Below are 11,863 nucleotides of genomic sequence, written 5' to 3'. Positions count from 1 at the left end.
CAAATAAAAAGCCGCCTCTCAATGAAAGGCGGCTTGGCGATCACAGTTTATCTTGATTCGGTTATCGACTAGTGGTGAAGATCAAAACGGTCCGCGTTCATCACTTTCACCCACGCCGCGACAAAATCATGCACAAACTTGGCTTGGTTATCATCTTGCGCGTAAAACTCAGCGTAAGCGCGCAATATAGAGTTTGAGCCAAACACGAGATCGACGCGACTTGCCGTCCACTTCACCGCACCAGAATCGCGTGCAATGATTTCATAGCGGTTGCGACCAACAGGTTTCCATTGGTACGCCATGTCCGTCAAGTTGACGAAAAAGTCATGACTTAGCTGACCCACACGGTCAGTCAACACACCTTCCTGCGTACCACCATGATTGGTGCCCAGTACGCGCATACCTCCCAGTAGCACCGTCATTTCAGGGGCCGTGAGTCCCATCAATTGGGCACGGTCGAGCAGTAACTCTTCAGGCTGGACGGTGTAGTCTTTTTTCAGCCAGTTGCGGAATCCATCTGCAACCGGTTCTAGCACCTCAAACGACGCCACATCAGTCTGCTCAAGCGTGGCATCACCACGACCGGGCGCAAAGGGAACGTCGACGGGGACGCCAGCCGCTTTTGCCGCTTCTTCGATGCCTTGATTGCCTGCCAGCACGATGGTATCGGCCAAACTAATCTGATGCTTCTGGGCTATATTGCTCAGCACGTTGACTACCTTCGCCAAACGCTCCGGCTCGTTCCCTTGCCAATCTTTTTGCGGCGCTAGGCGGATCCGCGCGCCGTTCGCCCCACCCCGCTTATCGGATTGACGATAAGTCCGCGCACTATCCCATGCGGTCGTCACTTTCTCTGCCAGTGTCAGGCCACTGTTGGCAATATCCGCTTTTACCGACGCGACGTCATAATCGGTGCGTCCTGCCGGTACAGGGTCTTGCCAAATCAAGTCTTCACTTGGCACATCTGGGCCGATGTAACGCGATTTAGGCCCCATGTCGCGGTGCGTCAGTTTGAACCAGGCTTTAGCAAAGGCATCCGCTAACTGCTCGGGATGTTGATAAAAACGCTCCGCAATGCTGCGATAGATTGGGTCCATTTTGAGTGCCATRTCGGCATCCGTCATGATGGGATTACGACGAATAGAGGGGTCTTCCACATCGACAGGTTTATCTTCTTCTTTGATGTCGATGGGCTCCCACTGCCACGCACCTGCTGGGCTTTTCTTCAATTCCCACTCGTAGTTAAACAACAGATAAAAGTAGCCGTTATCCCATTGCGTGGGATGGGTGGTCCACGCCCCTTCAATGCCACTGGTGACCGTATCGCGACCAATGCCACGCGCTTGATGGTTGTTCCACCCTAAGCCTTGCTCTTCAATCGCTGCACCTTCCGGCTCGGGGCCGAGCTGTTCCGCATCGCCATTGCCATGACACTTACCGACAGTATGGCCACCTGCGGTGAGTGCAACCGTTTCTTCATCGTTCATCGCCATACGCTCGAAGGTGACACGCATGTCTTGCGCGGTTTTAAGCGGATCGGGATTGCCATCCACCCCTTCTGGGTTGACATAAATCAGCCCCATCATCACCGCTGCCAATGGGTTTTCCAGATCGCGTTCACCAGAGTAGCGGCTGTTTTCAGCATCACTTGGCGCCAGCCATTCTTTCTCTGCGCCCCAGTAGGTATCTTTCTCAGGGTGCCAAATATCCTCGCGGCCAAATGCAAATCCATAGGGTTTTAAGCCCATCGATTCATACGCCATCGTCCCCGCCAGCAAAATTAAATCTGCCCAGCTTATTTTGTTGCCATATTTTTTCTTAATCGGCCACAACAGGCGGCGGGCTTTATCGAGATTGGCGTTATCCGGCCATGAGTTTAAAGGCGCAAAACGCTGGTTACCGGTCGCACCGCCACCGCGGCCGTCGGCAATGCGATAGCTCCCCGCGGAGTGCCATGCCATGCGGATCATCAAGCCGCCATAATGTCCCCAGTCGGCGGGCCACCAAGACTGACTCTCGGTCAGTAACGCTTTCACATCCTTTTTTAATGCATCGATATCGAGAGTTTTAAGCGCGGCGTGATAATCAAAATCATCATCAAAGGGGGAGGTTTTACTGTCATGTTGATGAAGAATGTCGAGGTTTAGCGCGTTTGGCCACCAGGTTTTGTGTGCCATCGCTTCCGAGGTTTTGCTGCCGTGCATGACAGGGCACTGCCCTCCCGACGTTGAGCGTTGTTGAGACATTGCTTTCTCCTTGCTCTTATTGTTCGACAAGCTTTCTTCACAGGGAATCAGCTTGCGTATTGCGTTAATAGGCAATCAGGCGAAGTGTCTGATTGTCCCGACTAATACAACGTTAATAGGCATTAGACATCCGCGCTAATCTGTTTTGCCAATTACTGTGATTGCTGACACCAGAGTTACCAGTCAGCATACGCTTAATGCCACACCGCTAATGCATTGATAAATAGACACTACTTTTCCTAACACCTTGTATGGCCACCAAAACACAATGGCAGCATGACTTCGTCAAATCGACGTCAAGAAAAAAGCATTATATTTCAGTGTGTAACGATTAAACTCCATCCCCCACAGAGAATTGTCTTCATCGACTGATGGAAAATAAAACAAAGCAAGCTAGCCTAGTTTTGCAGGCAGAATTTTGTTGTTGCCCTAGCGATTGAAGATCATTCAATCACGATTCACATTGTCGCAATTAGGAACACAATTATGAACGCTTCAGATGCACAAAACCTGACATCCCAATTTGATACTTGGCTGAATAACCACCAAAATTTGGTTTCTAACCAACAGCAATTGCAGCACAGCGCGCTCTTTGCGGTACCGCGCGATGGCGACAGCACAGTATCAGGTCAAAATACCATCGGTGCCGGTAAAAATGCGCAAACAGAATCGGCGCAAGGTAAGAAATTGGATGATGCCATTAGCGCTGGCAATCACAGTGAGATTGTTCGCTTGCTTACCGAGTCTACCGGTAACGCGGTATCGAGCATTTTAGGCTTAGCTCAAAGCCGCACCGGCTGGAATCCGCTAGACCCAGATAATGACAAGAATGCCGAAGGGTTTCAGGAGTTTGTGAGCTCCATTCTTAAAGTGCCCTTTTTTAATGTCACCCAATCAGAGCGCACCACGGTGCATTACGAAGAAGAGAACTACAACTCTCTGATTGATAAAGTCGTTGGCCTCTACGACGGGATCACTGAGCAAGATGTTCCGCTGATTAAAAACAGTATTGTGAACCTTGCCAAGGCGTGTACTAGCCGAGTGAATACCCAAAACACTAAAACCTTGTTTGTCCAAAACACCATGAACGCGACTGGGACGGACATTGTCGTCGGTATTCAGCAAACCTTTATGATGATGGAGCGCAGTCACAGCTCAGGTAAAGGTGCGCCTAAAGATCAGTACAAAACTGAGATCACTGTGAATGTGATGGAACTGACCTTTAAAGGTGGACTGTGGAATGAAAGTGCCGCGGAGAAGCTCGCCGATAAATTTGTGAAAAGCTGGGATGACTGGCTGGATGGCACCACAACACCCGCTTCACCGAGCGCGGACCAAATTCAGTTCTGCTTTGGTCCGGCACATCGCGCACGTCAAAAACAAGAAGCGGACGCGATTAAGTAATCATCCTCTGCTCCCTTCATTAAACGCGGGAGTATTGGCCCACTAACAAGCAGTGACGTAGCGGTACAATCAAAAACCGCTATGTTACTGTTCAAGCATACTACGTCGAGCTAAACGTATTAATCGCCTGTTGTGGAGGCGTTATTAAAGCTTCCTCGGTAGACGTTTGCACTGTATACGTACCACTTTTCTTCAATTTGATGGCAAATATACAAAGCGCGAAATTCTATATCTTGGCTTGCCGTTCTAATGCGCCAACCAATAGTGACAGCGACCTGATCAGTATCCAAAGAGTGCTGGTTTAGTATGTTGAATTTTGCTTCTAGGTATCCGAAGCTAGCCATATCTTCACAATTTTTTGTCAGTTTTTTAGTCAGTGAAAGATTGTCACAAAAAACATTTACCCCATCTGAATCTGATATTGCACAAGGAAGCCGATATAGATCGGCGATTGCACGTGGATTGAGTGCATCCCATGCAGCATTATATTTTTTAAAAAGTTCTTCCATGTTTTTTACTCTGTCGCACAAAAAACGTCAATTAGATAGACACACGGCAAGGCTAAGTTTTTAATACGCCCACTCACGGTTTTGTAGTACCACACGATAACCGTCCAGATCTTCAAAGGTACGCCCGTCTTTATCCCAATAGCTATTGTAACTCGGCACAGGTTTAAACCCAGCGGCTTCAATTTGTTGACACGCAGTCTGCCATGCAGCGTGATCCGGCAAGTAAAAGACCAACAGGTTTTCCTGTGACGGTGCTGGACCGACATGGGTGCCGCGATGATGGGTAAATTCAAGGTGATAGTTATGATGTGGGTGACCAATAATGGCGCCATCAAAATCATTATGGCCAGAAAACGTCGCCAATAGCTCAAACCCTAGCCCATCGCAATACATGTTGGTAATGTCGGCCAAATTGTCGGTGGGTCGTGCCACCCGCATCACGGTGTCTTTATCAATCATTGTGCTGGCTCCTCCGGCTCGCAATTCAATGTTTGCATCATGGTGATAGAGTCTGGGGTAAACCCCAGCGCATGGTAAAACGCCTGCGCATCCTGATTAAACGTCATCACTTCTAGTTTAATCACAGTGGCATGATTGTCTTTCGCCCATTGGGTACAGGCCGCCATTAACGCTTTACCTGCACCGGTTCCGCGCGCATCACGGTCAACCACAATGGTATTCACATGACACATGGGATCGTCGACCAGATGAGGAATGTGTTCAAACGACTCCAGCCTTGCCGACAAAAAGCCAATCACTTTGTTTTGATGCTCTGCCACCCAAAAGTACTTATCCGCTTCTTGCAGCGCTTGCTGCAAAAACGCCCGACCGCTTGGGCCAGGCGTTGCAAACAGATGCGGCGCATGTTGATGGTGCATGTCACCAATTTGTACATTCAGGGCGAAGATGGCATCCAAGTCCTCAACCGAGGCACGTCTCACTTGCATCCTTGTGTCCTTTAAATCCTTTTGTGTATTAGGCGATAAAAATCTGCCCTAATACATAACCGAGCGCACAAGCGCTCACCACGCCAATTAAACCGACCGCCATAAATGAATGGTTGAAATACCATTTACCAATTTTGGTGGTGCCGGATGCATCGAAGTTCACAGTCGCAATATCAGAAGGATAGTTGGGAATAAAGAAGTACCCATACACGGCCGGCATAATACCGATAAGCAGCGCAGGATCGAGCCCTAACCCAAGACCCACCGGCAACATCATCCGTGCGGTCGCGGCTTGCGAATTAACAACCACTGACACGATAAACAAGGCAAGTGCAAAAGACCACGGATATTGAGTGACCATCTCCACAATTCCCGACTTAAATTGCGGCATCGCGTATTGGAAGTAAGTGTCTGACATCCAAGCAATCCCGAAGATAGCAATGGCCGCCACCATCCCAGATTTAAACACCACGCCATTCGGCACATTACGCGGATCTGTTTTGGTCGCCAGTAAGATGATCCCGCCAAAGCAGAGCATCATCATTTGAATAACTACCGACATGCTGATGGCCTTACTCTCCCCTGCCACTGTGCGGATCTCTGGCCACATCGCGATAATCACAATGGTGACGATGGCACCAATAAACAGCAATACCGCATTGCGCGCGGAACGGGGTAACACCTCATCAAGTGACGTCGCTGTAGTATTTTCGATTCGCTCACGCCATTCGGGGTCTTGCAAGCGCGCTTGGTAATCCGGATCGTCATCCAGCTCTTTGCCACGGCGCAAGCTGTACAGAGACATCAGCAAGGTACCAAACAAGGTGGCGGGGATAGTCACCAACAAAATCGAGACTAACGTAATGTCATGTTGAATATCGGCAAGCTGGGCTAGGTAATAGACCACGGCTGCAGAGATCGGCGAGGCTGTAATCGCGATTTGAGAGGCAACCGACGCCGCCGCCATTGGGCGCTCCGGACGAATACCATTTTTCAGCGCGACATCACCGATAATCGGCATAATGGAATACACCGCGTGACCAGTACCAAGCATAAAGGTCATGGCATAGGTGACAAACGGCGCAATCAAGGTGACGCGTTTTGGATTTTTACGCAATAATCGCTCAGCCACTTGCAGCATATACTTAAGGCCACCAGCCGCCTCCAAGATAGAAGCACAGGTGACGACCGCAAGAATAATCAGCATCACGGTCACTGGCGGTGACGTTGGCGGCATTTGGAAGATAAACACTTCAATGACCAAGCCAATCCCTGAGACCACGCCCAGCCCAATGCCCCCGTATCGGGAGCCGATATACAGCATTAGCAGTAAGAACAAGAACTCTAAATACAACATACCCTCACCTCTCTACCCGACTACGCAGGCTGTTTTTGTTATGCGGTTAGCCTAGAACTTGTGTCATGCCTGCCAAGTGGTGCCAATAGCCGTTGCAATCGTGGTTGAGCGGTTGCGGGTTATTGCCTGCTTGGTTAGCACGGAATTTGTCTACCCAGCGCAAAGTGTCAAGCGACAGTGGACTTAACCGCACCACGTCCACCAGCCCTTGCATCGACGGTAAATCGTTAATGAGATTGGCGCACTGCCCGGACTGGGTTTGAATGCCGTTTAGCACAAATACGGCCTGGCCCTCTTGGGATTCCGTTAACCGCCCATTGGGGTAGTTTAGGCAGCACAGCTCGCAGTCATCTTTGGCGCGGTTTTCTGAGCGCGCGGTAAAACAGCGTGCCGAGTAAGCCAGTGGTAAGTAACCATAACCAGTGACTTCCACCTCAAACCGGTCGCGAATACCCAGTGCATCGCAGCCGTTTAACATATTCACCAGCCAGTCGCGCGAAAGTTCCACCGGCATCACCCAGCGCGTCATGCCAAGGTCAACAAATTGCTTCAGTGTTTGTGGGTTATAGCAATTGATGGCGGCCCCCACCACAAAGGGCTGCCGACGCTCACTTAAAAACTGCACCGCGCTCACGTCATTCGCTTCAATGCGAATATCATCGTTGTCGCAGTAGCGTTTCAGCATGGTCAGCTCTGAGGGCGCTTCAATCAGCGCCATGGTTGAGAGCACCACTTGTTTGCCAGATTGGACCAGCTCACGTGCAAGCCCGATCCAATCTTTGGTTTTCAGCTCTCGCCGCTTGGCACAGACAGTTTCACCGAGGTAAATCACATCGGCTTGGCTGTCAGCCGCTGCTTGATAAAAGGCTTCAACCTCAGACTTGGGCCAGTAATACAGGATCGGCCCGAGAGAAAATTGCATCATAATTCCTTATTGCCACTTGCGATGGTAAGCACCCAAACTGGTTTGCACCCCTTCAGAAAGACTATCGAGCGAGAGCGCCCAATCCGGTGCAATGTCAAATGCCTCGGGGTTTGCGATACAGCGATCAATCGCTTGACGCCATACCCGTGCAACTTGCTCCACATACGCCGGGCTGCGCTGACGACCTTCGATTTTGACCGATTTGATCCCGGCGCGATAAAGCTCAGGCAGAACACTTAAGGTGTTCAAACTGGTGGGTTCTTCCAGTGCGTGATAGCGATTACCGTCGACACAAAAACGACCTTTGCAAAGGGTGGGATACCCCGCTTTTTCATCAGCTTGGTACCGATCAATCAAGACCCCGTTTAAGCGCGACTCCAACCCTTGCTCAGTATCTTGCCAACGCACGAATGCCGCCGGTGAGCAAGCGCCCACGGTATTGGGCGATTGGCCGGTAAGATAAGACGATAAATAGCAGCGCCCTTCGGCCATAATGCACAAGCTGCCAAAGGCAAATACCTCTAAGTCGACATCGGTATCGCGTGCTAGCTGTTTAACCTGATGAATAGACAGCACCCGCGGCAATACCACTCGCTTAACGCCATATTGCTGCTGATAAAAGCGGATCGCCCCAGTGTTAGTGGCGGATGCTTGAACAGAAAGATGTATATCCAAATCGGGATAGGTGTTGGCGGCATACTCCAAGCAGGCCATATCGGCAAGGATCAACGCATCTGCGCCATTTCCGGCGGCGCTATCAATCGCATATTGCCAACGGCGCCAACCATCAGGATGGGCAAAGGTATTAATGGCAACGTGCAAGTCTTTGCCGTGGTCATGTACATACTGACTGGCACGCTGCAATTTGCTGTCGGTAAAGTTCAGCCCCGCAAAATGGCGCGCATTGGTGTCATCTTTTAAGCCGACATACACCGCATCGGCGCCATGTTCGATCGCTTTTTTAACCGCCGGAATATTGCCCGCCGGACAAAGGAGCTCCATAACATTGCATTCCATTTTATGATTGTCCGGCTAAGATAAGGGCGTTGCCAATGTGGGGGGTTGATGTGTATCAAGCTCACTTCTCCATGATGACAAAAATCGCGATAAATGACGCTGTTGGCACAAAAAATCCTCTCATTTTTGACTCGGATCCAATGGCGTAGCATTCAACCTCGCTACTCTAGTGGCATTCAACCATTGGCACCAAAGGAAAGCCAAATGCTCGTTAACCCAATCACCCAACAACCCCTTAGTCTTCCAATGCCCCAACCAAACCTGATTACACCGGGGCTAAAAGCCATCACTCAGTTACCACATGGGCTGCAAGCTCAGATGCTGACCAAAGTCATGAATACCGCTTTTGCGGTGCCTCTGGCAGAGGACGAGTTCGACTTTCTTGCTGGCCGTACCATTCGCATTGGATTGCGCGATCTCAACGCGCATTGGTTCGTGTCGCTGAACGAAGACAACCAATTATTGGTCCGCTTGTCTGGGGAAGAAGACGCCAGTATCGAGGGAGATTGGTTAGCGTTTTTGAAAATGGCGACCCACTATTGCGATCCGGATACGCTGTTTTTCCAGCGCCAACTCAGTATCAGTGGTGATACCGAACTTGGGCTGCATGTGAAAAACCTGCTTGATAGCCTCGAAATCGACACCCTGCCCAAGCCGCTGGCACGCTCACTGACGTTAAGCCATCACTACCTCACTAAACTCGCGTTGTAGTGCACGAGCGGCTGGGGTTGCAGACGCCCAGTCGCCTATTATATAGTCTTATTTCCTTTCTTTAGCGGAGTCTGTGGCAATGAACAACTAACACTCATTACACCGTTTTTATATTCGGTATCTTGGGGTTAGTCGGTATTCATGGTCACTGGGCTTACGTTTTCTCTATTGCCAAACTGTCTCTACGCAGGTTTTCTGTGTAGCACATACCGCCGCCCCTTTGTGTTGCTTTACATAAAGGAGGCCTTATGCCTTACCTTATTACACATGATCTCAGCGTGACACTGCCCGATGGGCGAGTCTTATTTGAGCCTATCTCTATCACCTTTGAGCACGGCCCCATTGGCCTTGTGGGTGACAATGGCACCGGCAAATCACTACTCCTCGCGTTATTGGCAGGTCAAACGTTGCCATCTCCGCAAGGAATTCATTATTCAGGCCATGTACAACGCGATGGTGATATTGCTTACCTATCGCAACATATTACCGCGCCAAAGACACAAACATTGGCTGAAGTACTGGGCATTGCCGAACAGCTTCATGCGTTGGCGGCTATTCAAGCAGGAAGCATCGACCCAACGCATTACGAGCGAGTAAATGATGACTGGGATATCGCTGAACGCTATCAGGCAATACTGACCCAGTTGGGTATTGATGCCGCTTTATCAGCGCCTTTGCATGTGCTTAGCGGTGGTCAATTGACGCTGCTGAGTTTATATCGCGTTTTTCACTCCCAAGCGCATATCGTATTGCTCGATGAACCAAGTAATCATCTTGACCGAACCACACGACATAAGCTCGTAAGCTGGATCGAAAACTATCCTGGGTTAGTGATCACGGTGAGTCACGACCAACAGTTACTTCGCCATATGCGAGCTATCTATGCATTAACACCACAAGGTATCGCAAAATACACGGGCAACTATGACGAGTTCGTTCGCGCGCAACAGCAAGAACAGGAGGCACTCATCGCGAAACGAACGCACCTGAATAAACAGCACAAACAGGTATTACGTCAACAGCAACAGAGTACTSAAAAGGCACAGAAGCGCGAATCAAAAGGTAAACAATTACGTAAAAAATCCAGTCAGGCAAAGTCGATTCTGGATGGCCAAAAAGAAAGTGCGCAAGACGCTAAGTCTCGAGCGAAAACACAATTTTCTCAGCAACTTAAGCGTTACCAAAAGCAACTCGACGCGCTGGATACGCAGCTTCCGGAAAACAACCCGACGTTGTATATGCATCACTCCGAGCCAATGAAACGGCGACGGCTGATAAAGGCTAGTCAGTGTCAGTTGCCATTCGGACACACTGAGCCACTTGATTGGTCTGTCTACGCGGGAGAGCATTGGCTACTAACAGGGCAAAATGGGGTAGGAAAATCCACATTACTGCGAACGTTAATGGGTCATCACGCGCCTGTCAGCGGCTCAATCGACGTTGTCGGTGACTGTGTGTATTTAGATCAACACTTCTCACTACTGGATCCCAAACAAACACTGCTATCTTGTTTGCGCCATCATAGCGACTTGTCAGAGTCGGATGCTCGAACCTGCCTTGCTAGCTTAGGGTTACGTGGCGACCGCGTTTATCAAACGGTTGATAGTTTAAGCGGTGGCGAGAAGATGAAAGTAGCGATGTTAGTGGTATCTCACCAACACGCCCAGCCACTGTTACTGTTGGATGAGCCGGACAATCACCTCGACATCTCAGCCAAACACGCACTGGTCGACGCGCTTAATCATTATCAAGGTGCCTATATATTGGTCAGCCATGACGATGCCTTTATTGATGCGCTGCATCTGACCCATCAATGGGAGCTTGGATATCATGCTGCCAGCAGCTTGCTAGGTGATCGATAAAGTGGCGTACGACAGGCTGTTGATAACTACGCGATAAATAGACCGCCCACAGTGCGCTGGGCGGTAAGCGATAATCGGTCAGCAAGGGTATCAATTCCCCTTGCTTCACATAGGGATTGGCTAAATCACATGGCACACGGACAATCCCTTTTCCCATTCGCGCCGCATTGACCAAGGTGCCTAAGTCGTTGGCGTGAATCGGCCCACTCACTCTTACCTCTTCTCGGCGATTGTCTTTAATAAATTGCCAATGATCACCGCTGACATGAATTAAGCACGGGTGATCACTGAGATCGCTCGGATAAATAGGCTGCGACGCGTGGGCTATATATGCCGGTGACGCACACACTATAGAATCGATGGCCATGAGTTTGCGGGCAATTAAATGCTCATCCGGCTGAGGCGTGAAGCGCAGCGCAATATCGACCCGCTCATCCACTAAGGGCGTAAATTGGTCGGAGGCAATCACTTCAATGACGACCTCTGGATGCGCATCGGTAAATTGCGTTACTGGCGCAACAAGGATCCCTTGCGCTAACCCGATTGGCGCAGCAACTCGAATACGACCGGTTAAGGCGCCCTGTAATCGTCCAGTCGTCAACGTTAACGCCGCCGCTTCGTCCAAAATACGCTGGCAATGACCATAGGCTTGCTCACCGGCATACGTTAAGCTGACTTTACGCGTTGTCCGATGCAACAGACGCTGCGAAAGCCATTGCTCGACTTCTTGCACATGCCTTGAAACCTGCAAACGCGTTAGCCCGAGTTGTTCGGCCGCCCGCGTAAAGCTTTTGCAATTGGCCACCTCTACAAAACTACGTATTGCCGTTAGCCTATCCATATTGTCTCTATAATTGATACAAACTGTATCTATTATGATTATTT

The 11,863-nt window shown here is 49.9% G+C and carries 11 protein-coding genes; 3 read left to right on the top strand and 8 right to left on the bottom strand.

Annotation, left to right across the window (positions count from 1 at the left end):
- Positions 1-68 precede the first annotated feature (68 nt).
- Complete coding sequence (katG, locus tag BZJ19_RS13185) at positions 69-2,246, bottom strand: catalase/peroxidase HPI (RefSeq protein WP_077675956.1); 2,178 nt, start codon at positions 2,244-2,246, stop codon at positions 69-71.
- Positions 2,247-2,732: 486 nt separating this feature from the next.
- Between katG and BZJ19_RS13180 the strand changes: the two genes are divergently transcribed.
- The gene (locus tag BZJ19_RS13180) at positions 2,733-3,650 is read left to right on the top strand and encodes a hypothetical protein (RefSeq protein WP_077675955.1); all 918 of its coding nucleotides are present in this window, start codon (positions 2,733-2,735) and stop codon (positions 3,648-3,650) included.
- A gap of 119 nt (positions 3,651-3,769) precedes the next feature.
- On the opposite strand, the gene BZJ19_RS13175 is transcribed toward BZJ19_RS13180, so the two are convergent.
- From BZJ19_RS13175 to ubiU, 6 genes are read right to left on the bottom strand one after another with little or no spacing between them, the layout of a single operon-like run.
- A complete protein-coding gene (locus BZJ19_RS13175) occupies positions 3,770-4,159 on the bottom strand; it encodes a hypothetical protein (protein ID WP_077675954.1) in 390 nt (129 codons plus the stop codon).
- A gap of 60 nt (positions 4,160-4,219) precedes the next feature.
- A complete protein-coding gene (locus tag BZJ19_RS13170; RefSeq protein WP_077638971.1) occupies positions 4,220-4,618 on the bottom strand; it encodes a VOC family protein in 399 nt (132 codons plus the stop codon).
- Complete coding sequence (locus BZJ19_RS13165; protein WP_077675953.1) at positions 4,615-5,106, bottom strand: GNAT family N-acetyltransferase; 492 nt, start codon at positions 5,104-5,106, stop codon at positions 4,615-4,617. Before BZJ19_RS13165 ends, BZJ19_RS13170 begins: the two co-directional genes overlap by 4 nt.
- Positions 5,107-5,134: 28 nt before the next feature.
- Positions 5,135-6,463 (bottom strand): anaerobic C4-dicarboxylate transporter, encoded by a 1,329-nt coding sequence (locus BZJ19_RS13160; protein ID WP_046073405.1) that lies wholly within the window; start codon positions 6,461-6,463, stop codon positions 5,135-5,137.
- 46 nt (positions 6,464-6,509) lie between these two features.
- The gene (locus BZJ19_RS13155) at positions 6,510-7,385 is read right to left on the bottom strand and encodes a U32 family peptidase (RefSeq protein WP_077675952.1); all 876 of its coding nucleotides are present in this window, start codon (positions 7,383-7,385) and stop codon (positions 6,510-6,512) included.
- 9 nt (positions 7,386-7,394) lie between these two features.
- Entirely contained in the window at positions 7,395-8,390 is a 996-nt protein-coding gene (ubiU, locus tag BZJ19_RS13150) for a ubiquinone anaerobic biosynthesis protein UbiU (protein ID WP_077675951.1), read from the bottom strand.
- Between the two features lie 219 nt (positions 8,391-8,609).
- Here ubiU and ubiT point away from each other — a divergent pair, with 219 nt between their 5' ends.
- Positions 8,610-9,116, top strand: coding sequence for a ubiquinone anaerobic biosynthesis accessory factor UbiT (gene ubiT / locus BZJ19_RS13145; RefSeq protein ID WP_157891196.1), 507 nt, complete (start codon positions 8,610-8,612; stop codon positions 9,114-9,116).
- A 248-nt stretch (positions 9,117-9,364) separates the two neighbouring features.
- Positions 9,365-10,978 (top strand): ABC-F family ATP-binding cassette domain-containing protein, encoded by a 1,614-nt coding sequence (locus tag BZJ19_RS13140; RefSeq protein WP_077675949.1) that lies wholly within the window; start codon positions 9,365-9,367, stop codon positions 10,976-10,978.
- Here BZJ19_RS13140 and BZJ19_RS13135 read toward each other — a convergent pair.
- Positions 10,902-11,819 carry a LysR family transcriptional regulator gene (locus BZJ19_RS13135; RefSeq protein ID WP_077675948.1) on the bottom strand — a complete coding sequence of 306 codons (918 nt, stop codon included), beginning with the start codon at positions 11,817-11,819 and terminating at the stop codon, positions 10,902-10,904. The genes BZJ19_RS13140 and BZJ19_RS13135 overlap by 77 nt on opposite strands.
- Positions 11,820-11,863: the final 44 nt, after the last annotated feature.

Source organism: Salinivibrio proteolyticus (assembly GCF_001996165.1).
Lineage (GTDB): Bacteria > Pseudomonadota > Gammaproteobacteria > Enterobacterales > Vibrionaceae > Salinivibrio > Salinivibrio proteolyticus.
This window is presented reverse-complemented; position numbering and strand designations above follow the sequence as displayed.